Raw genomic sequence first — 24,195 nt, forward strand, 5'->3', positions numbered from 1 at the left:
AGACAGGAAAAAATCTGCGCGTGAGGAGAGCGCCGGTCCTTGGCGATTGCGCCTAAAATGCTTTCAGACTTTCCCCTACGATTAGACAAAGCTGGTTTAGCTCCCCGAAAAACCGGCGGCCGGTCTTGAGGCAGCGCTCATTTCCGGCGCAGCATTTTCGCGATTCAGGCGCTCGCGCATTTCCTTTCCGGCCTTGAAGAACGGAAGGCTCTTTTGGTGCACGGTAACATGTTTTCCAGTACGTGGGTTGCGGCCTGCACGAGCGGGGCGATGCCTTACCGAGAATGCGCCGAAACCGCGAAGCTCAGCCCGATCACCGCGTGCCAGCGCAGCGACGATCTCATCGAGAATCGCGTTCACGATGTTCTCAAGGTCCCGCTGGTAGAGGCGCGGGTTATGTTTAGCGATGCGTTGAACAAGTTCGGATTTGACCATCGTGACGTCGGAAATTTGGCGGGAGGCCGCATTTCCTCGATCTGACTTGCACTGTCAAGATGCAATAAATTGGGGAATCGTCGAAAAACCTGACGCGGCGAGACCTGTTGATCTGCACTCATCAATCTTGGAGCGGAACCAAATCAACCACTTCTGTTTACATAATCCAAGTGCGATATCCCAATCGATTTCCTGTCTGTTCCCGATATTGAGGCTTCCGTGCACCTTCGATCTGGCCGATGGGCATTAGCCGAGGAGCGTCAATTGATCGCGTCGATCGAGGGGAATACGTCGGCTGCCGGAGCTCCTGTATCTGTTGTTTTCGTTCAGCTTAAGGCGCCGCAGCTTTGGTTTTAGAGGCCGTCAAGCAACGCCCTGACCTTTTCTGCAAGATCGTTGATTGTATAAGGCTTTGAGATGAGATGCGTACCCGCATCCAGAACGCCATTATGGACTATGGCGTTTCGCGTATAGCCCGTGGTGAACAAAATCTTGGCGTCGGGCAACAGCGGTTGGAGGACTTTTGCGAGCTCACTGCCTGTCATTTCGGGCATCACAACGTCCGTGAAAACCAAATCGGGCCGTGAGCCGTTCTCAATGAGGTGAATGGCTTCTCGCGCGCTTGCAGCTTCTATGACCGAATAGCCAAGTTCTCGAAGCGTCTCGACAGAGATCGCTCGCACGCGTTCTTCGTCCTCAACCACCAGGACCAGCTCTTGATGCTGCCCCACGTCTGCGCGCACCGCGCCAGTCGAAGCATCGGTCGTAACCTCGCCGTAGAAACGCGGCAGGTAGATTTTTACGGTGGTGCCAACATCAAGTTCCGAATAAATCTTCACATGACCGCCCGACTGACGCACGAAGCCGTATACTTGACTAAGGCCAAGGCCCGTGCCTTTTCCGACTTCTTTGGTCGTGTAGAACGGATCAAAAACTTTGCTCAGCACATCGCTGTTGATACCGGTACCGCTGTCGGTCACTGCGATGAGAACGAACTGTCCCGGTTCAATTGAGTATTGTCGGGCATACGCCGCATCCACAGACGCGTTCATCGTTTCGATCGTGAGTTTTCCTCCTTGAGGCATCGCGTCCCGCGCATTGACCGCGAGGTTGAGTAAAGCGCTCTCAAGTTGAGCCGGATCGGCTTGGACGTTCCACACCCCCGCTGCGAGCACTGTCTCGATTGCAATGGTCTCGCCCAGCGACCGATCGAGAAGCTCGCTCATACCCGCGATCATACGATTCACTACGATGACTTCTGGAGCTAAGGGCTGCAGGCGGGAGAAAGCCAGCAAGCGCTGGGTTAAGGTAGCGGCCCGGTTAGCGCCGTCCAAGGCTCCGTCAATGAAGCGGGTGATGTCAATGTCACCCTTTGCCAGCTTCCGGCGGGCTAGATTCAAGCCTCCGATGATCACGGCGAGCATGTTGTTAAAGTCGTGAGCTATCCCGCCAGTCAATTGGCCAACCGCCTCCATCTTTTGGGCCTGTCGCAGCTGCTCCTCCGCCTTCGAACGTTCGGCAATCTCTGTGGCCACGCGCTGCTCGAGATCGATATTGAGCGCCTGCAGCTCCGCCTCGGCCCGTTTTCGCTCGGCGAGCTCCCTTTCGACAGCCGCAAACAGCCTCGCATTGTCGATGGCCGTCGCCGCGTGTCCCGCAATCCCCAAGAGAGCAGCCTCATGCTCTTCTTGGAACTTGCCGATTTCCTGATGGCCGAAGAACAGCCCCCCCAAAACGTCACCGGTGCGTGAGATGACCGGTACCGCAAGGTACGAGCGCACCGGAAGGTGGCCTTCGGGCATTCCTTTGCGGGGAGCGTTCTTGCCGTATCGCGGGTCGGCGAGGATGTTTTCTGATCGTACAACCGCCGTGCCAAGAAACGTCGGCTCAAACACTGCTGTATTCCGCGGCATCGGAAAATTCGCGAATGCAGACCGGGGCGCGCCGGAGAGCGCGTAGAGCATGTAGCTCTCGCCCTCGGGCGAGAGAACATTGTAGAAGAACGCGCCAAATTCCGCACCGCAGAGCTCCAGGCCGGCATCCGTAACGGTCTGGACGATGGTCTCGAGATTGCGTTCCCTGGCGACGGTTGCCCCCGTGTCATTCAAGATCCTGAGATGTCGTTCGGATTTCTTGCGCGCCGTGATATCGATGACAGTGCCAACAAAGCGCACTGCGTTGTGATTGACGAATATTGCGTCACCCGTTGCGGCGAGCCATCGTTCGATCCGGTCCTCGATTCCAATCGTCCGATACTCGATGCGATATGCAGCCGAGGAGGAGGGGTCCAAGGTGTTGGTCACCGCGCGATGAACGCGTTCGCGATCGTCAGGATGCAGCCCCGCAAGAAACGATTTTTCATATGAAATCTCGGCTTCGGATGAAAGGCCAAACAGAGCTTTGCATCTCGCGTCCCAGCGAAGGACGTTATTTACCGGGTCAAAGTCCCACGTTCCGATACCGGCTGCGTTGTTAGCTAGGCTGAGGCGTTCTGCGGCTTCTCGCGCGGCTTCTTCTGAACGGACTCGCTCGATATGAGCCCACGACCTTTCGGTAACCTCCGCAAGCAGGGCCAGCTCGCCAGCCGCCCAGCGATGGGCGGCCTGATGATGTATTGCCATCAATGCCGTTAAGCGGTCCTCTTTCACGAAGGGCATGCAAATAGTGGATCCGATCCCAATATCTTGGAAGGTTCGGGCTTCTTCCGGCTCCAATTCTTCAAGATTGTCATTGATGATCAGCGGTCGGCCGTTACCCAGCTCCTGAACAGCTTTTCTGCCGAAGTCAGCAAGGCTGTAGTGACCTAAGATGTGTTTCGCGCCAGGTGCTGCCCAGTCGCCGCGAATAGTAAAGCCATCCTGATCTTCATCCATGTCGGCATAGGCGCAGTTAGACACATTGAGGTGCTGGCCTAGCATCCGGGTCGTGACTGATAGAATCTCGTCGGCCCTCCGGCACTTCGCAGTTTCTTTGCCGAGGTCATCCAGAAAGACAAGACGGGCTTCATTCGCCCGAATAGTTGCCTCTGCCCTACGCCGTTCTACCGCAGTCCGGGTCCGGTCAGCGACCTCCCGCATGAGGTCAAGTTCGGCGTCTGACCATTCTCGTGCTTCGGCATTGTTGAGATAGAGCAATGCCACCACGCCGTTTGGCTCAAGGATGGGCATGTTCACCAAGGCGCGTGCCGAAATAAGCTCAAGGGCCTTCGCCTGATCTCCTACCCGACCATCTTTTTCGGCGTCTGCGAACACCACGGTTACGCCGCGCTTCAAGTCCTCAATGTAGCTGCCGTAATCCCGGAATTGCAGAACCCCAGCAAGGCTTTTTATGCCCGGCGCATTCCAGTCCCGGCTTATCGTAATGGTTTCAGCGGAAAGGTCGATCGTGCCGTAACCCGCGCGGCTGACACCGAGAGCCCGCCCCAAGGTCTCCGCGGCGGCGTACGCAAGATCGTCAGGGTCTGATATCTGGCGGATATGATCGCCCAATGTGGATAGCACATCACTGCGCAGCCCCGAAGCCATCATCGCCGTCATGCCAAGGCCTCAGCTGGCGGCAGCTGTACAAGGTCGCGACGACTCGAAGCGTTTCGAACGGGACTGAGAAAAAGGCTCACGTGACCCCATAAATTCAATAAAATTCGGAATTTGGTCAATTCGTTGCCGGCCGTCAGGTTCCAATTACCCGTTTGGCCAGGTTAGCTGACCGCCGCGATTGCCAAATATTCAGCTGATAGGGTTTGGGACTGTCAGAGAGTTGAGGAGTCCGTTCATCCCAGACAAGGAATGCGTTCATACCGCTTGGGCATTCGGATGGCATTGCCGTCGAAGAAGGAAAGCCAGTGGTGAAACGCCCCCGTCGGCGCTTTAGGAGCCCACCGCATCTGGCGGGATCAGTCGTCTCGACCGCAATCGGCTAATCGCCCCTTACTAGGCGTCATGGATCGACGTTAAGCTTAGTGGTCGCCTCCTTCACTCCTTTCTGTTTGAGACGGCGATCAGCGATGTAGAGCGGTCGACTGGGCGGTCAAGAATTCGTCCGCGCGGAAGCCAAAAAAAATTGCCCCACCCCCCTTGAAACTTTCCGCCAGTTTTTTTTATTTTAGGTGCGCTGGACGCCAGAGGTTGGGTCCAGCGTGAGGCGGACGCCGGGGGTGTCCGGCGCCCGCTCATACCCATCTTGCTCATTGGAGGATTTGGCTATGAAGGCTTACGACTTTGCTCCGCTTTGGCGCTCAAGCATTGGCTTCGACCGCCTGTTTGACCTCGTGGATGCCGCTCAGCGCGCGAACGAGGACAGTTTCCCCCCATACAATATCGAACGTGTCGGGGATGACCGATACCTCATCTCGCTTGCTCTGGCGGGTTTTTCGCCGGACGAGATCAGCTTGACGGCAGAGCAGAACGTTCTGACGGTCGAGGGCCGCAAAGGCGAACAGAAGCGTGACTTCCTGTTTCAGGGCATTTCTGGTCGCGCGTTCAAGCGGCAATTCAACCTCGCCGACCATGTCCAGGTAACCAGCGCGACTTTCGAGAACGGCCTTCTGCAGATCAACCTGATCCGCGAGATTCCCGAGGCCATGAAGCCGCGAAAGATCGCCATCAACGCAGGTCCGCGCTCAAACGTCGAGCAACTTGAAGCCAAGGCGGCCTGACGCCTATTCGATCACTTCGTGCAATCGTTCCGCGATGGCTTCGGCCGTCGCGGATTTGCGCGACATTTGGCATGGCGCGTTGATCACTCGCGAAATCGACAGGAGGCAGGGATGACCCAGTTCGCACTTCCAGCCTTGGCCGCTGGAGAAGGCCTTACAAACTATCTCACCGCGATCAAGCAGTTTCCTCTCCTCAAACCTGAAGAGGAGCTCGCCTACGCCAGGCGCTTACGCGAACACGGCGACAGGAACGCTGCCTATCATCTTGTGACCAGCCATCTCCGGCTGGTCGCCAAATTGGCGATGCGCTATCGCGGCTATGGGCTGCCCATCGCTGATGTCATTTCGGAAGGCAACATCGGCCTGATGCAAGCCGTGAAGCGATTTGATCCTTCTAAAGGTTTCAAGCTTGCGACCTACGCCACCTGGTGGATCAAGGCAACGATCCAAGATTACATCCTGCGGTCGTGGTCGATCGTCCAGATTAGCGCCAAGTCCACCCAAAAGCGGCTGTTCTTTAACCTGCGTCGCTTGAAGAGCAAGATCGCAGCGCTCGAAGAAGGCGATATGCAGCCCGACCACGTAGCAACGATAGCGCGCCGCTTGAATGTGCCTGAACGCGAGGTCATTGAGATGAACCGGCGGTTCCTCGGAGACATGTCGCTCAATGCGGCTTCACGAGTGGACGAAGAAGAAGGCGCTGAGTGGCAGGAGCGCTTGGCCGACCCAACGTCGAATTTTGAAGACGACGTCGCGGAACGCAGCGAACTTAACTGGAGGCGGCAGATCCTCGGGCAAGCGCTCGCCCATCTGAAACCGAGAGAGCAGCGTATCATCGAAGCACGATGGCTGTCGGATACCCCTCTTACACTTGACGACCTGGCCGCAGAACTGGGCGTGTCACGCGAGCGTGTGCGGCAGGTGGAAGTCAGGGCACTCGAAAAAGCCCGGGCGTATGCAGCTTTGCTGGCCGGAGACATGGGCGCGAAGTAATTCGATCCGAGCGGGCTCGACGGGGGCGACATTAGCTTTCCAAGCGCTCCCCCCATTGGGAGATGGTGAGCGCAATTTCCGCCACTACGTCCTGGTCGGTCCGTCCGCTGCGGGCCGGGATATGAAAGCCGTGATCGGCGCCATCGATTAGGTGAGAGGTTGCCCTCGATCTCAGTCCCTTGCAAACTTGGCGAAGGAGCACGGGCTCCGCCAACTTATCACGCGTTCCCTGGATGAAGAGCATGGGGATCCGAATGCCTGCAAGGTGTTCGGCCCTTGTGATCGAAGGTTTACCGGTCGGATGTAGGGGGAAACCGACAAAGGCCAGCCCGCGCACATCTTCGATCGGATCTTCTGCTTGCGCCTGCGAGGTCATGCGCCCGCCGAATGACTTGCCACCCGCGATAATAGGCATGCCGCGGCATCGACGGCGGGCGTCCGCCACGGCCAATCGTATGGCCGCATGCGCAACAGCCGGAGTGTCGGGGCGTTTGCTGCCCTTCTCCATGAACGGGAACTGGAAGCGCAAGGTCGCGATGCCATGGCCATAAAGCTTTGCAGCGACATCTTCCATGAACGGGTGCGTCATGCCTGCGCCTGCACCGTGGGCGAAGACGAAACAGGCTTGCGCGTTCCGCGGCTTCATCAGGAGGGCTGAAAGCGCGAGCGCGTCCTTGCTCTTCAGCGTCAGGGGCGTTACGCGCGGCAGCCGGGTGTTCATTTCGCTGTCGAGCGCTCGCCGAATCGCTCCTCCTCCAAGCCGAAGACCGAGCGACCGCCGAGCGCGGAGGATGCCTGTAATTCGCCATCCACGAAATCCTCGAAGGACGGACCGCTTGCCGTTTGTTCGAGGCGGCGAGCCTGGTCGTCGAGCCGTTTCAGAGTCTGCATCTCCTCGTCTCGGCCGAGCTTGGCGTTCTGGACGGCTGTCTTCAGCACGCGGATGGTCTCGTCGTAGACCTTGATCGGCACCGGGTACGGGTGACGATCCTTGCCTCCATGGGCGAGTGAAAACCGCGCCGGGTCGCGGAAGCGGTACGGCGCGCCATGGACGACCTCGGCCACCATCGCAAGCGAGCGGACCGTCCGTGCGCCGACGCCCGGCGTGAGCAGTAGCTCGGGAAAGTCGAGCGGCCCGCGCTCGGAAGCCGCGGCGAGCGTGCCATGAAGGCGCCGGGTGAACACATCGCTCGAGCGGACATCGTGATGCGCCGGCATGACGAGATGCGGCAGGAGGGGCTGGGCAGGCGCGCTGCCAGTCAGCGCCGCGAACTCGTCGACGATGCCGTCGGGCCCCAAAGCCATCAGCAGGTCCAGTTGCGCTGTTCGGGAAGGCGCGGCGCGCCCATCCGTCAGATTGACGACGTTTCCTTGAAACGGACCATCGATGGCGCTGTGCGGTTCATCGACGAAACTCGTCAGGTTCTCGGAATGCCAATGATAGCGACGGGCCTGTTTCTTGTCGCCGTTCATGCCCTGCTGGACCACCGTCCATTTGCCCTCGTCGGTGACGAAGAAGCCGTGCAGGTAGAGATCGAAGCCATCCTGGACCGCTGCGCTATCGACCTTGGCGACGAGACGGCTCGCGCGCGTCAGGGCGGCCCCGTCGAATCCGATGCGGTCGCCGAGCGCGTGAAGTTCGTCAGGAGTTTTCCGCGAATGCTGGCCCCGACCTCCGCAGACGTGGATGCCGAGTTCGTCCTGCAGCGGACCTAGGCCGCGCTTGAGAGCACCGATGACGCTGGTCGTGATCCCGGACGAATGCCAGTCCATTCCCATCACGGCACCGAAGGATTGAAACCAGAACGGATGGGACAGCCGCCGCAAAAATTCGTCGCGACCGTAATGGTGGACGATCGCCTGGGTGACGATGGCACCGAGCGCTGACATGCGCGAGGCCAGCCATGGCGGAACCCGTCCACCATGCAAAGGAAGATCGGCGCTGCCGGTCCGTTTCGCCATTCGTCCTCGATATCCGATTCTTTGCCATTTAGGGGCTACGCTCGACCATCGTCCGGAAGGTGATGGAGTAGCGTTTGGCTTCGACGGCCGGAATGCTGTGTTCCCATACCGACCGCGCCTCGCCGGACATCATGTAGATCGAACGAGACTTCGCTTCGAGGGTGAAACGCTCGAACTTGGTCGAAGCGGGCCTGCGAAATCGGAACTTGCATATCGCGCCCAGCGACAGGCCGAAGATCCGGTCGAAGTGCGGCTTGTCCCTGTGCCAACCGATCCCGACGCCGACGTCGTATTCGGTGCAGAGGACTTGCTGTATTCGCGTACTGGGTCCACCGAAAGTCTCGACGCGATGTGAGACATCGGAGAGCCATTGAGGAATTGGCTCGGCTTCAACGAGGTGGCGTGCCGTATAGTCGTAGCTGAACCCGAAGGAGGCTACGCGACGCTTGCCCTCATACTGGCCGAACTGAAACGGCTGGAGGGGCAAGTCGGCCACTTGGGCTATAAGGTCGAGCGCTTCCGCTGCCGAAACGAAGTCTTCGGCATACCGGAGTCCATCGGGACCTGGCGTGTTTTCCGCAAACAAACTGAATTGGTCGGACAGTGGATTCTACCAAGGCTGTGGATCTACGACCTACTTATGGAGCCGCAGCGCAAAGTCAAAGGTCAGGGGGATCCCGCACATCATAACCAACCAAATAAGAACGGGGCGTACGCGATCGCGAGGAGAATAAGCGCCAGTGGAAAAGCCGTTGCAATGAAGATTGTATCCATGTTGCGAGGCTGCATGGTTACGAAACCGAACAATCGGAGTTCCGTTCCAATTCCCGCCTCAGTCGCCGCCCTTCTTGGCCCGACGTAGCGCGGCGCCCAGCTTCTCCCGTTGCTGCTCCCAGCGCCGTCGTTCGGCCTCCGTGCGATTGTCGATTTCGTCGCGTTCCGCCTGTATCGCGGCATCTCTCGCGTCGTGCTCCTGTTCAGCGGCATCAAAGGCTACTTGTGCGCTTGCAACCTGCGCTGCTTTCCGTTCTCGCTCCTTGATCCTGGCTCGCTCTTCCTTGCGCTGGTCGGCTTCGCGTTTCCGCTGCTGTTTGTCGAAGATGGCCGCGGCTCTACGTGCTTCCGCGTTGTCGACTTTGGTCGCTTTGGCCTGAGGAGCCACCCGCTTCCGCGGAATTGACACTTTCTTGCCGGCCGCAAGGCCTTTCGGAAGTTCGCTCGTCTCCTTGAACGCGCCATTGGTGCCGACTGCTCTCTGCAAAACGATGCCGGGATGCGCGATTGTTGCCGAGACGATTGCAGGGTCGTCGGTCTCCTCGGCGAAGCCCTGGTGAAACAGGTTGCTGTCGGCGCCCCAGATCTCGAGCGCGGCCTTCATGGACGGCGCGGCAACGGCCAGGTCGAAAAAGCCGATCGATGTCTGGTAGGTCTTGAGCTTCCGGGCCATCACTCGCAGGCCGGACAGGTGTCCGCTAGGCCATCGAGTACTTTCTCGATGGCTTTCACCCGTTGCTCCTTGTTCTTACCGGAGAACTTTCGATGTTCGGCGATCGATCTTGCATAATCCACGGCATGGTGGCTGTGACGAAGGCGCAGATAGCCGTGATCCGGACAGGGCGCGATGGCGTGGGCCTCAAGGAGGATATCCGTCGCCCACATGGATAGAGTCTCGGCGTCGTTCGTGTTCTTCGACATAGTCACGTCTCTCTAGGGCATTTCGTTCCGAGAATGGGATTTGGCGTTGACCGGAAATCAGACATGCCGTTTCGGTGTTTTGACATTCGAGAATGTTGTCATCGTCGGGCACGGCTTGAAAACAGCTAAGCTATTCTTGAGTTCCTTCTCGGTGGGAAAGGCATTCACCATGCCTTGCGTCAGAGCTTCCGTCGGCGATACCGGCGGTCGCCGGACTTTCGAAGGCGTGTTCTAAAGCCTCGGGTCGATGGAACCAGACAGCGAGTTGAGCGATTGCAAGTAGCTATCCACCGCGGCCAAAGGGCGTAGGTCGTTGCTACAAAATGGGCTCTATAGCATTGCGTTCAATGCCGGTCTCGGTGGGTCCGGAGGTGCCGGCGTCGTCGTGCTCTGTGACGGCGTTTTGCTTGGGGGCGATTCTTCTCTGCTGTACAAAGGCGCTTACTCGCAACGAGACGGGAAGTTCGAAGCGACTGTGCGGACATCGCGTCACGCCAACGAAATCCCGTCCCTGTTCGGGCTGGACGAGGCGACGCTGAGCTTCGCCGGGGCCATCATTCGTGGAGACGCACGCGGCTTCGGCGCTTCCCCTCAGGTGCCAGACATCAGGTTGGAGGTCCATCTCAAGTTCAGGGCGCCCATCTGAGGGATTGTTTAGGTCTGGTTTTGGCTGCACGCCAACAGGAAATCCAGAGCCGACATAGCATCTAGATATCGCAATTTCACACGGCCGTTCAACCCAACGGCCTCGTTAACTAAGGTCTGATCCGGCACCCGCTTGAAGCCCATTGCCCAGTTCGGAAACAGTCGATCACCATATGCAAGGCCGCGCTGGAGCAAGCTGATATCTCGATGCCGCGGATCGACGCTGATGCGGCTGTAAACTTCGATTACATTATCCGGCTCTCCCTCAAGCACCTGAAGAAAGTCGCCGTCCGAATGGACAAGCATGCCTGTTATATGCGCCGCATCATTCCGGGCCCTTGCCTTTTGCAGTAGCTCGGAAAGATCCCCGGATGAAAATGGCTCATTTGCAGTGCTAAGATACAAAATTCGAAACACGAACGACCTCCATACCCGTCAACGCCGGGTTCCAAAGAGAGTTCAATCGTGCCGTAGACGATCACGCCGCCCCTGACCGGCCGCGCCCCTGAGCTCGCCGGGACAGGTGTCATCAAGTTTGACGGTTGGCCCGCCGACTTGTCCATGACCACGGCGGCTTCAATGCCCGCTCACCCCATTTTACGGTACGATCCCGGTGACGTTGCGATAAGCCATGTCTGGCGCCGGCTTCTTCAGAAAGACGGGAGTAAGTTGATCGGGTCTCTAACCGATTGAGGCTTCCAGAAATTTGGCCGTGCGGCTTTCGGCGTTGCGCGCAACATGTTGCGGTTCGCCAGCGGTCACGACGGATCCGCCCTCATTGCCTGCGCCGGGGCCCATATCGATTACCCAATCACTTTCGGCGACCACTGCCATATCGTGTTCGACGACGACCACCGTGTTACCGGCATCCACCAGGCCTTGAAGCTGCAGCATTAGCTTTTCGATGTCTGAGGGATGCAATCCAGTCGTCGGCTCATCCAGTACATATAGTGCCGACCCCCGCTGAGCTCGTTGCAATTCGGTAGCGAGCTTGATCCGTTGGGCTTCGCCGCCACTGAGTTCCGTTGCCGACTGACCGAGTTTGATATAACCGAGGCCGACCTCTCGAATGACACCGAGCGAACGTGCGAGTAGCGCATCTTTCTCGAAAAACGCGAGCGCATCGTCCACCGTCATGCCCAACACGTCGGCAATGGATTTGTCCCGGATCTTGATTTCCAACGTCTTCGCGTTGTAGCGCGACCCATGACAGGTCGGACATGGCGCGTAGACTGACGGGAGGAAAAGCAATTCGACGGTGACGAAGCCTTCTCCCTGACAGGTTTCGCAACGTCCTTTGGCGACATTGAAAGAAAAGCGGCCGGCATCATAGTGCCGTGTCTTGGCCTGCTTCGTGGCCGCGAACAGCTTTCTGACGTGATCGAAAAGCCCTGTATAGGTGGCGAGATTCGACCGCGGGGTGCGCCCGATCGGCTTTTGATCGACGACAACGAGACGTTTTACGTGCTCCATGCCCCCGACGATGTTGCCGCCAAGCGTTTGAATGGCGGTTTCCAGAAGGTCTCCTTCGTCCGGAGCGCCCCGGTCCTCTTCGCCGCTCTTGTGCCCCAATATTTCCCCAACCTTCTCGACCAGAAATTGAGTGATCAAGCTGGACTTGCCCGACCCCGAGATGCCGGTCACCGCGGTAAACACACCGACAGGAATGTCGACGTCGAGGTCGTTGAGATTGTTGCGGGTGACACCGCGAAGTTGTAGCTGACCTCGCGGGAGACGGCGCGTGCGGTCGATGGCCGTCGCGTTTCCGAACAGATGGCGCCTTGTTTGAGACGCCTCGACGCCGGCAAGTCCTTTAGGGATACCGCTGTAAAGCACCTCGCCCCCGTGAACGCCCGCGGCGGGGCCGACATCGACTATCCAGTCCGCGTGGCGGACGACATCCAATTCATGTTCGACGACGAAAAGCGAATTGCCTGCTGCCTTGAGCCGGTCCAGCGCTCGCAGGAGAGCTTCGGTGTCGGCTGGATGAAGCCCAGCGGAGGGCTCATCCAGAACATACACCACGCCAAACAGGTTCGACCTGACTTGGGTCGCCAGCCGGAGCCGCTGCAATTCGCCGGGGGACAGTGTCGGCGTGCTGCGCTCGAGGGCGAGATATCCCAGGCCGAGATCGAGCAGAACCGCCAATCTCCCGTTCAGATCTTCCAGGATGCGCTGGACCACGAGAGCTTTTTCCGGATGGTCTTTGGGCGTATGAGCTTTGCCTTCGAGATACGGCACGATCAACTCGCGAACGCCCCTTAAAGGAAGCTCAGACAGTTCCGCAATATCCAAGCCTGCGAATTTGACCGAGAGAGCTTCGGGCTTAAGCCGTTTTCCCCGACATACCGGGCAACGGCCGCTCAGCATGAATTGCGAAACCCGCCTCTTCATCATCGCGCTCTGCGTTGTTGCGAACGTCTGCAAGACGTATTTGCGCGCGCCGGTGAAGGTGCCGTGATAACTCGGCTCTTCCTTGCGTTTGAGGGCTCGCCTCACCTCAGCTGGCGTGTAGCCTGCATATACCGGGACGGTGGGCTGTTCCTCGGTAAAGAGTATCCAGTCGCGGGTCTTCTTCGGCAGTTTGCGCCAGGGCGTGTCTACGTCATGACCGAGAGTTACCAGGATGTCCCTCAGATTTTGTCCCTGCCAGGCACTCGGCCAAGCCGCCACGGCTCGCTCCCGTATGGTGAGCTTGTCATCGGGGACCATCGAGGCCTCGGTAATATCGTGGATCCGACCGATTCCGTGACAGTGAGGACAAGCTCCTTCGGGAGTGTTGGGCGAAAATGACTCGGCATAGAGCAGTGGTTGTCCACGCGGGTAGTCGCCGGCGCGCGAATACAGCATGCGCAGCAGGTTCGACAATGTCGTCACGCTGCCGACCGACGAGCGTGTCGTCGGAGATCCGCGTTGCTGCTGTAAAGCCACGGCTGGTGGTAGACCTTCGATTTCGTCCACCTCAGGAATGGACATCTGATTGAACAATCTTCTCGCGTAAGGGGACACCGACTCAAGATAACGCCGCTGCGCCTCGGCATAGAGCGTGCCGAAGGCCAGCGAGGACTTGCCCGATCCCGACACCCCTGTAAAAACGACAAGTGCATTGCGGGGAATGTCGACGTCGATATTCTTCAGATTGTGCTCGCGAGCTCCGCGAACACGCACGAAGCCCTCATCGACGGCCGAGTCGGCACCGTACGAACCACCTCTTCCTGCGTGCATCTTGCCCTTCCGCGCAAATTGGCGTGTGATATCAACCGCAGATGAAACTTTGGCGGACGAGTTCCGTTCCCCACACGGAGCTTCCGGCCGGTAGCATTGTTTGTCATAGCGACTACATACTTCATCGCCCCGGAGTTGATCCTTATTCAAGCCTTTGCAATTGGTCGGGCGTGGCCATCCTGCGCGCCGTCGTGGTCGATCGGTTGCTGGCGCCATTCCGCTTTAACCGACTGAGGCTTCTTCTTCGCCCCTTTCGAAAACATCGCCTTTGACGCCAGCTAATTCGCACCTGCGAAAAGCGAGTCCGGTAGTGGATAATAGGAGGAAGAATTCGCAGAGGTTAAGGCCTTCGATCGACGCCTTAGTCGTCAGCGTGGCTCCGTATGTCGATACATCCCTCATGACGCATGAGCGGCGCCGCGAACCATCGATCGCCGTCATTTGGACGTAGACACCGCGCTCGAAACGAACGCTGCCGAAACTGGTAGCGGTAGGAGCACTGGAGGCTCTATCTCCTCAGGATATTGAGCACCACTAACCCAAATACGGACGGGGAAAAAACATAAACGTCAGACCCGGCGGAGCTTCTCCATTTAAAAATTAGGCGACGCGAGCCACCAGACGGATTTGGCCGGAGCGGCCTATCGCGTGGTGAAATAGAAGTCCTCGCTCCCCGACAGCGAGCCCTATGAACGGCGGCTTTGCGCCGATTGCGTTGAAAAACTCCCCCGTTGAAGCGGAGCGTCATCGCTGATTCAATCTCGGTATCGGCGGAGACTGAATCGATGATGGGTCCACAGCAGACTGATCAGGCGGCTCTGTTCTACGAGTTCTCGCTGGAGCGGCATGTACCAAGTTCTCACATGCTGAGGAAGATCGATCGGTTCGTCGATCTTTCGGTCGTTCGGAGCGAACTGGCGCCATTCTACAGTTCGACCGGACGACCATCGATTGATCCTGAGCTGCTCGTCCGTATGCTGCTGGCAGGCTACTGCTACGGCATCCGATCGGAGCGCCGGTTGTGCGAAGAGGTCCACCTCAATCTTGCCTATCGGTGGTTCTGCCGGCTTGGCCTCGACGGAGAGGTGCCGGATCACTCGACCTTCTCAAAGAACAGACACGGTCGCTTCCGTGACTGCGATCTGCTGCGCAAGCTGTTCGAGACGGTGGTGCGGCGCTGCATGGCAGAGGGACTGGTCGAGGGAACAGCCTTCGCCGTCGATGCCAGCCTGATCGCTGCCGACGCCAACAAGCAGCGTTCAACCGCGGGGACCGACAGCCATGACTGGGAAGCGCTTGCCCGGACGCGGCGATCCGTCCGCGAATACCTCGACACGCTGGACGAGGCGGCCTGGGGCGCGGCGAGCGAGACGGTACCGAAGTTCATCTCCCGATCCGATCCGGCGGCGCAATGGACCGGGGCTCACAAAGGTCATGCTTTCTTTGCCTATGCCGACAATTACCTCATCGATCTAAAGGCTGCGGTCATCGTCGATGTTGAGGCAACACGCGCCATTCGACAGGCCGAGGTCGGTGCGGCCCGCACGATGATCGAACGTACTGGGGAGTGCTTCGGCATCCATCCCCAGCGTCTGGCTGCCGATAGCGCTTACGGATCGGCCGAGATGCTGGGTTGGCTGGTCGACGATCACGCGATCGAGCCGCACATCCCTGTGTTCGACAAGTCGGCTCGCGAGGATGGGACGTTCGCCCGGGACGCCTTTGCCTACGAACCGGAAGCCGACATCTATCTTTGTCCGGCCGGCAAGGTGCTGGCTTCAACCGGGACGCTAGTGAATGACGGCGCGACGCTTCTCTATCGCGCCAGCAAACGTGACTGCGACATCTGCGAGTTGAAGCCACGGTGCTGTCCGAAAATGCCAGCCCGCAAGGTGCTGCGTTCGATCTACGAGAGCGCTCGGGACGTGGCGCGCGGGATCGCCAGGACGGAGGCCTATGTCACGTCGCGGCGGGAACGCAAAAAGATCGAGATGCTGTTCGCGCATCTGAAGCGCATCCTGCGCCTCGATCGGCTTCGTTTGAGAGGCCCTTGCGGTGCTCAAGACGAGTTCCTGCTCGCCGCCACGGCCCAGAACCTTCGGAAGCTGGCGAAGCTGATCCCGGTGCCTGCTCCAATGCCCGCCTGAGCAGGGACAGACCCATGCGCGCCGCATCCCTGTGCGCACGGCAGCAATCACATCGCCGACTTCTTCAACACAATCCGCCAGAAGCGGACGGTTGCGGAGCGGCCAACAAACATTGTTCAGCTGACGGAGTTGGCGCGCGTTTGGCCAACGGCACGGAACACACGTTGGCTTGTGGAAGTTAGGATCCAATCACACCTTTGAGTCCGGTATAAAGAGACCCAGCCACGCCGGCACCTGCGCCGAGCAGTGGTCCCGCGGTCTGCGCAAACTCCTGAATCAATCTTGCACGACGTCTCATCTGCTCTCCGCCAACGTGCTCTCCGAGCAGGCGGGCAGCCTTAAAGGCAATGGCATTGGGTTTGCCACCCTGCGCCAATGTGTTCGGCAAAATTCGAAAAATAACCATCCCGAGGACATTGCCGGACAGGAATGCCAAACTGATGCTGGCTACATATTCTCCGACCTCACGCCACTCGACGACCGATGCCGGGACAATCGGCACGCTGTCGTTGATTCCGGTAACAACCAACATGCACCCTACACTCAGGATGGCCGTGATCAACCCCACCAGCCAAGCGCCGAGTGGCCCAAGCTTATTGAAGGGCATCGAAGCAATTCCGAACAGCAACGGGATCACGATCGATGCAAGACGCAGATATAGCGGTGCAACATTGAGGACGATGGTGATTACAATGTGGGCGGCTACAAGTAACACGGCTGGCAGCAGTACATAGACCGCAAAGTGAATTACGTAGTAGCGGAGCGGACTGGTCAGCCGCGCCAGCGCAACCTCGGCCCGATCCAGCGCGTGCGTTAGATTGTCGATTTCACTGACAAGGTCCTGGACCTCGAGCAGGATCGGACGGACGAAACGCAGGTCACGCGAGCAGTTCTTGCACGCGATGGCTTCATCCCTGATTGTCTCTGTGCAGAACGGGCATTCCATAAGACGCCTCAGCCCTTCCGCTTCGCACGGATGGACGCGATCTCGGTTCTGATCCGGGAAAGTTTAGCCACTGCTGCATCACGCTTGGCAATCAGGTCCTTGCGTTCCCTCGCCAGTGCTTCGGGAACGGCGATGTCTCTGGAACACCAGCCACAGATCAGTACGAGATCGCTGTTCTCTCGAAGACAGTACGGACAAATGATTGCCATCGCGTCAGCGCGCGACCTTGAGGACGAAACTCGTGCTGCCGGGGCGCCCATCAGAATCCTTGAGATCCACGCGCAGCATGTGCTCGCCGGGAGGTAGAGACGCATCCGGCATATCGATGCCAGCCGGTTGAACGAACACCTTCAACCGTTCCGTCAAGTCCACATTCGGCGTACGAAGATAAATGACCTTTACGGAGGTAACATCGATCGTCGCTCCACCAAATGACAGGAACTTGAGCTGAAAGTGAGTCGGCGATTGGATGTTATCGCTGCCGGAAAGGAGCTCGATCTTCGGGCCACGCGTGACACCGCGCCGATCGACGACCACTGCACCTTTCGGCGGCGGCAAGGAGGCCTCCTCTTGTGTGATTAATACCCCCGCGGCCCGCGACGGCACGGATTGACACAGCACGATCAGGCAGGCGAACGTAAAGCAAATTCCTATACGACGTCGCATCATTCCCCCCAACGCGATCTATAAACTTATCTGGTGCCCCCATCCCCTATAATGGAGTAGGGCGCCCAGAATAACGGATGTGCGTAAGCGAACTCTGTCTTTCCATCGGCATTCAGATAGCCGGGTCCGTCAGCCAAAGCCATCATGGCCTGACGCTGAGCTTCGCCGCGTGCCAGCTTTGGATCGTCGGCCTGCCGCTTAAACAGATCTGTCATCAACTCTCGCGCGGACTGTGAATGCACCGACCAGTTGGTGACCAGAAGAGCGCGGGTGCCCGCGTAAAAGAACGCCCGGCCAAGGCCCGAGGCGGCTTCTGCGCCGGCGCCGGCGCCCGCACCGGTGTTGCAGGCCGAAAGAATGACCCAGTCCGCGTCGAGTTTGAGACCGAGTATCTCCTCCATCGTCAATAGGCCGTCGCCCTCTTCACCGGTCACAGTCGGCGAGGACAATGCAAGCGCCGGCTGGGTCAGCCCATTCAATTCGCCAGGCACGAGGCCATGCGTTGCAAACGCGATAATCTTGAAGCCGGACAGATTTATCGACTTAACGGCTTTCTCCGTCGCTCCCTTGCCTAGATTCAAGACTTTCGACGGGTCGGCCCGCAGCGCCAAGGCGATCGAGCGCAATTCGTCGGCCGTATCCGGAAGCCGCGGCAACAAGCCAAGCTCCGCGCTATCCACGCCGTCAAGCTTCGGACTGTTGCGCCGCTTCAGCGGCACACCGCGCGTGGTATTGGCGTCGGCGGCATCGGCGATTCGTATTTTTGCATCGATCTGCTCGGCCTCGGCCTGCTGCTCGGTGTTGAAATACGGATCTCCGAACGCGATTATCTCGCTACGGTCGGACTTGCCGGGCGGTAGCTGCCGCAAAGTGCGCAATGCGGCTGCGGACGGAACCATCGCGACCGCATGGGTGCGCGCCAGCCAGGGCACATCCCTGTAGCTCGCAAACAGAACCTCCTCATTCTTCTTGATCACCGACGGCTGCGTCGGCAGTAGTGAGAGTGGCAGCAGACCCAGCGCGCCGTTGGTGACGACGATCAGTTTCCTGGCCGGCTTCCAGCCGGCTTCTACGGGCTTAAGGAGCGACGAATACAGGTCATATCCCAATGCCACATCGAAAGCGGGAATATCGGAAATCATAGCCGCCTGCGGCTCGAGCGCTTCGCGCAACTGAGCTACCTTGGTCTGGACATCCGCTGCATTGGACCCGATTGAAGCAAAGGCAACCGCACCGGTCTTCGGAACCGCCCAGACGAAACTCGCGTCCTGACCAAAGTAAAATGATAGCATCGCCTCGTCGGGCGCCAGCGTATCGCGAATCTCGTCCACGGATGGCGCTCTTGGCGCGACCAGATCTGCATAAGCCGGAAAAAGCCGATTGATCTCTTGTCGCGCCTTGGTCCGCGCGCTGCGCAGATTGGCGATCGACACATTCAGCGTCTGCACGCCCTTCTCATCTCGCTCAGCCGATGACAAGGACAACACATTGTTCAGCGTACCGATTTGCGCATTGATCTGTTTCGACAGATCCTGCTCCTTGCGCACCAGCTCGGCCAGCGCGGGATCCTTGACCGAACTACGCGCGCTCGAAGCCGCCAAGGCCTGCTGCACCGAGCTGCCACGGACGGCGTCCGCCAAGCTGAATGTTTCGACACCGATATCTGCGGACCGGCTCTTCTGCCTGGCCAACATTCTGAAATAGGCTTCTATGATCGCCTGGAAGCGTTGATTCTTGGCCGCAACGACGGTTGTGTCGTCACCGTCTGCATTCTCTCGCGACGATGCGACTAGGATTGGTATTGCGGTCTTGAATTCGCGGATAGCTTCCTCATCGCGTCCTGCTCGCATCAAGCCGATAGCAAGGGTTCCGCGCGCCGACGCCGTATCAAAATGGCTCTCGCCTACGCGTGCGATCTGCTTCTTGACCAACTGGTCAGCCGCGGAAATGCCCGCCTCGATCTGGCCCGAAGCATAGAGCGATGCGATACGCGAGCCGTTCAGTTCGAATACCTGACGCCGCATCGGCTCCCAGTTGGCGATTGCCCTGTCGATCTGGGCATAAACCGCGACGGCGTCACGGCTCTTGCGCTGCAAGTTAAGGACGCCGCCAAGCTGTGAAAGCATCTGTACGGTTTGTGGCGCTTCATCCGGAACGCCCGTCGTCTTGCCGATATCGAGTGCCACGCGCAGCAGCTTTTCGGCGTCGGAATGGCGCCCCTGTTCGACCAGGATGCCCGCAAGACCTGCAATGAAACGCGGCGTCGCGTAATGATATTTGCCTTGGTCCTTCAACCGGGACAACAGCGCGCGACGTGCATCGGATTCGGCCTCCGCAAGACGGCCCTGCCGGGCCTTAGTGCGTGCAAGACTGAGCGTGATAAAATCGATGGATTGAAGCAATGCCGACTCCGTCGGCGGATTCTCGCCACTGAGAAGGCCCTTCATGCCTGCGCGCTTGCGGGCTTCCGCAATGCGAAGCGAAGCCTCAGCCTCCTTAAACTGTCCACGTGCCTCGAAAATGGCAGCATTCCCGAGCTCGATCTCCGCCTCCCAATTCTGGCCGTAACGCGCATACGCTGCGCGCATGGAAGGATGGCCACTCGTTCGCGCCTCCTCGATCGCCGGGCGGCTGCGGCGCATGTAGCCTTCTGCCTGAACGATATCGCCCATCTGGATCAGCGAATTGGCAATCGAGCGATTAGCTGTATGTACGAACCCCTTCGCACCCGGCGTGTTCGCGGTGTCGCGCAGTAGCCGCTGATATGTTTCGAGCGCCTTCTTCGGATCGCCCGCACTGCCGTACTGGACAGCCACTAGTTGAACCAGGCGCGCCATCAGTCCGGGCGGAGCAGCACCGCGGCCCGCCTCAATCCCTTTTTCAAGATCGGAGATGGAATCCGTTAGCCGACCGAGCTGGCTTCTTGCGCCCGCACGGTCGAGATAGAACTGCGCAAGCGAGACGCGCGAAGCTCCGCCGGGAGGCTTCACGTCTGCTTCGGCCCTCAGTTGCTCGATCTTTTTCTCGTCCGGCTTCTCGGTATCGAGGATCGCCGTGATATCGGAGATCGAGCGCGGCGGTGCGACAAAGCCGACCGGCAATGCCGTTTCCGGTGCGATCTTCGGCGTGACATCGGCGGGGACGGCGACGGCGACATTGGCACGCCCGTTTGCCGCGTTCAGTCTCGACATCACACAAGAGCGTACTGCGGGAGTGGCCTTCGTCCGGCATGCCTCCAGGCTGCCGCCGCCACCGCGCATGCAGGACATCACAATTGGCTTTCCAACCGACATCCGGCACTGCTCGATCGCAGCTTCCTGCGTGAGCGCAAATGCCGCCTGCGACAACACCGCGAGCGCTGCGCTGATGAAGAGCGTCGCCGATGCGCATAAAGCCACATGCCAAATTATCAATCGCTTGGAAATGACCGCTTGCATGATCACGGCTCCAAAATAACTTATCAAAATATGACGTGATCCTAGCCGCAAACCAATTTGATCGACAAGCGCGTTGAGACAGGTTCCGCATGGAACCAGGGTTCATTGTAGTAAAGCTCGGAGACGAGATGGCGACCATTTGCCGAGTGTCTTACGTTGCACTAGTGTTGATCGCAGGTACCGCCGGCCTGTTGACGAGCTCTCTGGCGGAAGATTTTGTCCCGCCGTTACGTATGCTTCCTTCTGAAATCGCCAGCCGCGCCGCGTCATTCGCGAAGGATCTCACCTATCCGCAGCCGGTCAAGGCGGGAGATGAACCGACTTCGTCCCAAGCTGCGTTTCTGAAGCCTGACGGCGATGGCCCGTTTCCTGCGCTGGTGATGGTCCATCAGTGCGCAGGTGTGAACCAAGCGATCGTCCTCTGGGCGCGCGAAGCTGTCAGCCTTGGCTATGTCGTTCTCCTGATCGACAGTCTGACGCCTCGGCAGGTTAGCACGTTGTGCTTCGGGCCGCGAAACGGCGTCAATCTATTCCGCGGAGCAAAGGACGCATTTCAAGCGGCGGACCATCTCCGTCAATATCCGTTCGTGGACCCGACTCGGCTATCATTCGTCGGGTTCTCTTGGGGAGCGATGGTTGGCCTTATCGTCTCCAGCGCAAGGTACGCGGAAGCGCTGGGCGGTCGCCCGTTCGCATCCGTTGCAAGTTTCTATCCCGGGTGCTTCCGCGTTTCGCGGCCAAATACGCCGAGCTTTGACATCGTCAGCGATGACATGAACCAGCCGACACTGGTTCTCATGGGCGCCACCGACAATGAAACCCCCGCCAGCGAATGCGTTGAAAAACTGCATGAAGCCAAGTCAGCTGGCTCAGCCGTAGAATGGCATGTCTACCCTGACACTGGCCACTGCTGGGACTGCCGGCAACTCGACGGTCGTAGCAAGACGGATTTACGCGGGAACCTAATTTCTTATAAGTTTAGACAGGACGTCACGACAGACTCATCCAAGCGGTTATTTCAATTCCTAGCCGCTCCGCACCGGGGCAAATAACTGTGGTGACAGACTCTCTCCACAGGAATAGACCCCCGCTCCTCCGACACTGAAGGACTGGCATCTGCGAGGCGCCCTGACTGCAACCGTTCAGGATTGGCGAGAGGCGGTAGTTCGAACGATTTCCTTTCAATACAACCGGATCTTAAAGGACCTACCCGCTCTGGCGGGGCAGTTCCGGTACGGTTAATTACAGCGGTATCTGGTTAATCTCATTAGCGGCGATCGCCACGGAGGTTGATGGTGAACGCAGAAACGCCCGTCGCTATCTTTTTTTTGTTGCCTGCCAGGTAGTCCAAGCTAACCAGACGAATTTTACGCTACCCAACAGGGGGCTTCTGTAGCAATCTAAGTTATACTTTTTGGAATTTTGATAGTGACCGTCATACGCCTTTTGATCGCGGCTGGGCTCTACTGCACGTTGGTTACAGCGGCGGCGGCAGAAAAACGAGTCGCGTTGATCGTGGGAAACTCCGCCTACAGTCACGTCGGAAGACTTGCGAATCCGGCGAATGACGCGGCCGCCATCGAAACAGTGTTGAGAAAAGCCGGTTTCGATACGGTCGATTCGCGTCGTGATCTTTCCATAAGTGACACGAGAAAAGTACTGCGTGACTTCACGGCAAAGACGCGTGATGCAGACGTAGCCGTTATCTATTACGCGGGACACGGTATTGAAGTCGACGGCATCAATTACATTATTCCGATCGACGCGACTCTTGAGCAGGACACGGATATCTACGATGAAGCGGTCTCGCTCGACCGTATCCTTGTCGCTGTTGAGCCCGCCAAAAAGCTGCGGCTGGTAATTCTTGATGCTTGTCGCGACAACCCGTTCGCCAAGACCATGAAGCGTACGTTGGGTTCTCGCGCGATTGGCCGAGGCTTGGCAAAGGTTGAGCCTACCACGCCCAATACCATGATTGCATTCGCCGCCAAAGCAGGTTCGACCGCTTCAGACGGCACGAGCCGCAATAGCCCGTTCGCCACCGCACTCGTGGATCACCTGCCTAAACCCGGACTGGACCTGCGTAAGGCTTTCGGCTTCATTCGCGACGATGTGATGAAAGCTACCGACAACAAGCAAGAGCCCTATGTTTACGGGTCCCTCGGCGGCAACGACGTGTCGCTAGTGCCGTCGGGTGCGGTTCTACCACCGACTGTAGTTGCCCCCCCATCTTCATTGCCAGGCTCCACCAATGCCGATGCCCGGCGTGACTACGACGCCGCAGTGACGATCGGTACCCAAGCGGTTTGGGAGGCGTTTATTGTCGACTATCCGAGAGGCCTATACACGGAGCTCGCCAAGGCGCAGCGCGCAAAGTTATTGGCCGAGGAAGCTCGCAGCGCCGCGGCCGAGCGATCACGTATCGCTGACGAAGAGAAAGCCCGGCTCGCTGCCGACGGTGCGCGTGCGGCGGAACAAGCGAAAGCAGCGAAAGCCGCGAAGGCAGCCGACGAGGTTCGGATCGCTGCAGAAAAGAAAAAAGCAGCGGAAGACGCCAAGCTAGCCGAAGCAGAGCGTGCCAAGACCGCCGCCGTAGCGAAGGCTGCAGAAGAGGCGCGCGTTGCAGCGGAAAAGAAAAAAGCGGCGGAAGACGCCAAGCTGGCCGAAGCAGAGCGCGCCAAGATCGCGGCGGTAGCGAAGGCTGCGGAAGAAGCACGCGTTGCGGCGGAGAAGAAAAACGCTACCGATGGCCCAAATCTACCGGAGAAGAAGCGCGAGGCTGATGGACGCCAGGCGATCTCGCCGAATTTGGATACGGACAGACCTACTGGGCCGGTGGCCAGTGTTGCATCCGACTCGAAGTTCGAAACTTCATCACGATCCCCCGAAAATGCAATTGATATACCTCGTCAAGTACAAGCAGAGCTGCGTAGAGTTGGTTGCAACACCGGAGCCGTTACCAGCGAGTGGAACGGCGCCGCCCAGCGCGCACTCGGTCTCTTTAACAAGCACGCCGGCACCACCCTAGATGTGAAACTTGCAAGTCTTGATGCGCTCGATCTAGTCAAAAGTAAAACAGGCCGCATCTGCCCGTTGGTCTGCGAAAGCGGCTACAAGGCCGATGGCGATCGCTGCACGAAAGTAACATGCCGCGCCGGCTATGAGGTTGGAGACAACAACGCTTGCGAAAAAATCGAAGTCAAGAAGCCGCCGACTAAGCGCGCCCCTTCAACGACCCAGGCAGCGGCGCCCGCAGCGCCGTCCGCGCAAATCATTTGTGGTAATGGTGGCTGCCGCCCAATCGGCAAGGGATGCAAACTAGTGCAGACGCGCAACGGATACGCCGGAAACTTCGAAGTCTGTAACTGAGCACAAATCCGAAATTCCTGT

18 protein-coding genes and 1 pseudogene are annotated in these 24,195 nt (G+C 58.5%); 6 read left to right on the forward strand and 13 right to left on the reverse strand.

The window, feature by feature from the left end; all coding sequences use genetic code 11:
• Nucleotides 1–96: 96 nt before the first annotated feature.
• A complete protein-coding gene (locus AB7813_RS14170; protein ID WP_439064762.1) occupies nucleotides 97–435 on the reverse strand; it encodes an integration host factor subunit beta in 339 nt (112 codons plus the stop codon).
• Between the two features lie 353 nt (nucleotides 436–788).
• Nucleotides 789–3,971, reverse strand: coding sequence for a GAF domain-containing protein (locus AB7813_RS14175; RefSeq protein ID WP_441228183.1), 3,183 nt, complete (start codon nucleotides 3,969–3,971; stop codon nucleotides 789–791).
• 665 nt (nucleotides 3,972–4,636) lie between these two features.
• Between AB7813_RS14175 and AB7813_RS14180 the strand changes: the two genes are divergently transcribed.
• Both AB7813_RS14180 and rpoH read left to right on the forward strand, forming a co-directional pair.
• Nucleotides 4,637–5,089, forward strand: coding sequence for an Hsp20 family protein (locus AB7813_RS14180; RefSeq protein ID WP_441228975.1), 453 nt, complete (start codon nucleotides 4,637–4,639; stop codon nucleotides 5,087–5,089).
• A gap of 111 nt (nucleotides 5,090–5,200) precedes the next feature.
• The gene (rpoH, locus tag AB7813_RS14185) at nucleotides 5,201–6,082 is read left to right on the forward strand and encodes an RNA polymerase sigma factor RpoH (protein ID WP_439059641.1); all 882 of its coding nucleotides are present in this window, start codon (nucleotides 5,201–5,203) and stop codon (nucleotides 6,080–6,082) included.
• A gap of 31 nt (nucleotides 6,083–6,113) precedes the next feature.
• On the opposite strand, the gene AB7813_RS14190 is transcribed toward rpoH, so the two are convergent.
• The 8 genes and pseudogenes from AB7813_RS14190 to AB7813_RS14225 all read right to left on the reverse strand — a co-directional run.
• Complete coding sequence (locus AB7813_RS14190; RefSeq protein WP_441228184.1) at nucleotides 6,114–6,803, reverse strand: alpha/beta hydrolase family protein; 690 nt, start codon at nucleotides 6,801–6,803, stop codon at nucleotides 6,114–6,116.
• The gene (locus AB7813_RS14195) at nucleotides 6,800–8,044 is read right to left on the reverse strand and encodes a DUF763 domain-containing protein (RefSeq protein WP_120286824.1); all 1,245 of its coding nucleotides are present in this window, start codon (nucleotides 8,042–8,044) and stop codon (nucleotides 6,800–6,802) included. The genes AB7813_RS14190 and AB7813_RS14195 overlap by 4 nt, the downstream gene beginning before the upstream one ends.
• 28 nt (nucleotides 8,045–8,072) lie before the next feature.
• Nucleotides 8,073–8,630, reverse strand: coding sequence for an alpha-ketoglutarate-dependent dioxygenase AlkB (locus AB7813_RS14200; RefSeq protein ID WP_068738783.1), 558 nt, complete (start codon nucleotides 8,628–8,630; stop codon nucleotides 8,073–8,075).
• Nucleotides 8,631–8,876: 246 nt separating this feature from the next.
• Nucleotides 8,877–9,491: a cell envelope biogenesis protein TolA gene (locus AB7813_RS14205; protein WP_441228185.1), complete on the reverse strand. Its 615-nt coding sequence runs from the start codon at nucleotides 9,489–9,491 to the stop codon at nucleotides 8,877–8,879.
• On the reverse strand, nucleotides 9,491–9,739 hold the full coding sequence (locus tag AB7813_RS14210) for a hypothetical protein (RefSeq protein ID WP_149532895.1): 249 nt from the start codon (nucleotides 9,737–9,739) through the stop codon (nucleotides 9,491–9,493). Before AB7813_RS14210 ends, AB7813_RS14205 begins: the two co-directional genes overlap by 1 nt.
• A gap of 654 nt (nucleotides 9,740–10,393) precedes the next feature.
• Nucleotides 10,394–10,801, reverse strand: a complete 408-nt coding sequence (locus tag AB7813_RS14215) for a BLUF domain-containing protein (RefSeq protein ID WP_120286829.1) — start codon at nucleotides 10,799–10,801, stop codon at nucleotides 10,394–10,396.
• Nucleotides 10,802–11,065: 264 nt separating this feature from the next.
• Nucleotides 11,066–13,609 (reverse strand): excinuclease ABC subunit UvrA, encoded by a 2,544-nt coding sequence (gene uvrA / locus AB7813_RS14220; protein ID WP_184511666.1) that lies wholly within the window; start codon nucleotides 13,607–13,609, stop codon nucleotides 11,066–11,068.
• Between the two features lie 261 nt (nucleotides 13,610–13,870).
• A pseudogene (locus AB7813_RS14225) lies at nucleotides 13,871–14,050 on the reverse strand (PilZ domain-containing protein); the annotation flags it as partial.
• 344 nt (nucleotides 14,051–14,394) lie between these two features.
• Between AB7813_RS14225 and AB7813_RS14230 the strand changes: the two are divergent.
• A complete protein-coding gene (locus AB7813_RS14230; protein ID WP_441228186.1) occupies nucleotides 14,395–15,756 on the forward strand; it encodes an IS1182 family transposase in 1,362 nt (453 codons plus the stop codon).
• A 178-nt stretch (nucleotides 15,757–15,934) separates the two neighbouring features.
• Here AB7813_RS14230 and AB7813_RS14235 read toward each other — a convergent pair whose 3' ends face one another.
• From AB7813_RS14235 to AB7813_RS14245, 3 genes are all read right to left on the reverse strand, one after another.
• On the reverse strand, nucleotides 15,935–16,702 hold the full coding sequence (locus tag AB7813_RS14235) for a hypothetical protein (RefSeq protein WP_120286831.1): 768 nt from the start codon (nucleotides 16,700–16,702) through the stop codon (nucleotides 15,935–15,937).
• A 213-nt stretch (nucleotides 16,703–16,915) separates the two neighbouring features.
• Nucleotides 16,916–17,368, reverse strand: a complete 453-nt coding sequence (locus AB7813_RS14240) for a hypothetical protein (protein ID WP_184511667.1) — start codon at nucleotides 17,366–17,368, stop codon at nucleotides 16,916–16,918.
• A gap of 26 nt (nucleotides 17,369–17,394) precedes the next feature.
• Entirely contained in the window at nucleotides 17,395–20,559 is a 3,165-nt protein-coding gene (locus AB7813_RS14245; protein ID WP_441228187.1) for a CHAT domain-containing protein, read from the reverse strand.
• A gap of 67 nt (nucleotides 20,560–20,626) precedes the next feature.
• Here AB7813_RS14245 and AB7813_RS14250 point away from each other — a divergent pair, with 67 nt between their 5' ends.
• From AB7813_RS14250 to AB7813_RS14260, 3 genes are all read left to right on the forward strand, one after another.
• Nucleotides 20,627–20,824 carry a hypothetical protein gene (locus tag AB7813_RS14250; RefSeq protein WP_231079525.1) on the forward strand — a complete coding sequence of 66 codons (198 nt, stop codon included), beginning with the start codon at nucleotides 20,627–20,629 and terminating at the stop codon, nucleotides 20,822–20,824.
• A gap of 109 nt (nucleotides 20,825–20,933) precedes the next feature.
• The gene (locus tag AB7813_RS14255) at nucleotides 20,934–21,857 is read left to right on the forward strand and encodes a dienelactone hydrolase family protein (protein ID WP_441228188.1); all 924 of its coding nucleotides are present in this window, start codon (nucleotides 20,934–20,936) and stop codon (nucleotides 21,855–21,857) included.
• 385 nt (nucleotides 21,858–22,242) lie between these two features.
• The gene (locus tag AB7813_RS14260; RefSeq protein ID WP_441228976.1) at nucleotides 22,243–24,174 is read left to right on the forward strand and encodes a caspase family protein; all 1,932 of its coding nucleotides are present in this window, start codon (nucleotides 22,243–22,245) and stop codon (nucleotides 24,172–24,174) included.
• The last annotated feature ends 21 nt before the right edge of the window (nucleotides 24,175–24,195 follow it).

The organism is Tardiphaga sp. 20_F10_N6_6 (assembly GCF_052076045.1).
Taxonomy (GTDB): Bacteria; Pseudomonadota; Alphaproteobacteria; order Rhizobiales; family Xanthobacteraceae; genus Tardiphaga; species Tardiphaga robiniae.

Bases quoted from the DNA above. Each gene is read 5' to 3' on its own strand.
- AB7813_RS14235 (WP_120286831.1), bottom strand. From the start codon at position 16,702: ATGGAATGCCCGTTCTGCACAGAGACAATCAGGGATGAAGCCATCGCG.
- uvrA (WP_184511666.1), bottom strand. From the start codon at position 13,609: ATGCACGCAGGAAGAGGTGGTTCGTACGGTGCCGACTCGGCCGTCGAT.
- rpoH (WP_439059641.1), top strand. From the start codon at position 5,201: ATGACCCAGTTCGCACTTCCAGCCTTGGCCGCTGGAGAAGGCCTTACA.
- AB7813_RS14245 (WP_441228187.1), bottom strand. From the start codon at position 20,559: ATGTCGAGACTGAACGCGGCAAACGGGCGTGCCAATGTCGCCGTCGCC.
- AB7813_RS14205 (WP_441228185.1), bottom strand. From the start codon at position 9,491: ATGGCCCGGAAGCTCAAGACCTACCAGACATCGATCGGCTTTTTCGAC.
- AB7813_RS14240 (WP_184511667.1), bottom strand. From the start codon at position 17,368: ATGCGACGTCGTATAGGAATTTGCTTTACGTTCGCCTGCCTGATCGTG.
- AB7813_RS14210 (WP_149532895.1), bottom strand. From the start codon at position 9,739: ATGTCGAAGAACACGAACGACGCCGAGACTCTATCCATGTGGGCGACG.
- AB7813_RS14250 (WP_231079525.1), top strand. From the start codon at position 20,627: ATGCAGGACATCACAATTGGCTTTCCAACCGACATCCGGCACTGCTCG.
- AB7813_RS14230 (WP_441228186.1), top strand. From the start codon at position 14,395: ATGATGGGTCCACAGCAGACTGATCAGGCGGCTCTGTTCTACGAGTTC.
- AB7813_RS14175 (WP_441228183.1), bottom strand. From the start codon at position 3,971: ATGACGGCGATGATGGCTTCGGGGCTGCGCAGTGATGTGCTATCCACA.
- AB7813_RS14170 (WP_439064762.1), bottom strand. From the start codon at position 435: ATGGTCAAATCCGAACTTGTTCAACGCATCGCTAAACATAACCCGCGC.
- AB7813_RS14195 (WP_120286824.1), bottom strand. From the start codon at position 8,044: ATGGCGAAACGGACCGGCAGCGCCGATCTTCCTTTGCATGGTGGACGG.
- AB7813_RS14180 (WP_441228975.1), top strand. From the start codon at position 4,637: ATGAAGGCTTACGACTTTGCTCCGCTTTGGCGCTCAAGCATTGGCTTC.
- AB7813_RS14255 (WP_441228188.1), top strand. From the start codon at position 20,934: ATGGCGACCATTTGCCGAGTGTCTTACGTTGCACTAGTGTTGATCGCA.
- AB7813_RS14190 (WP_441228184.1), bottom strand. From the start codon at position 6,803: ATGAACACCCGGCTGCCGCGCGTAACGCCCCTGACGCTGAAGAGCAAG.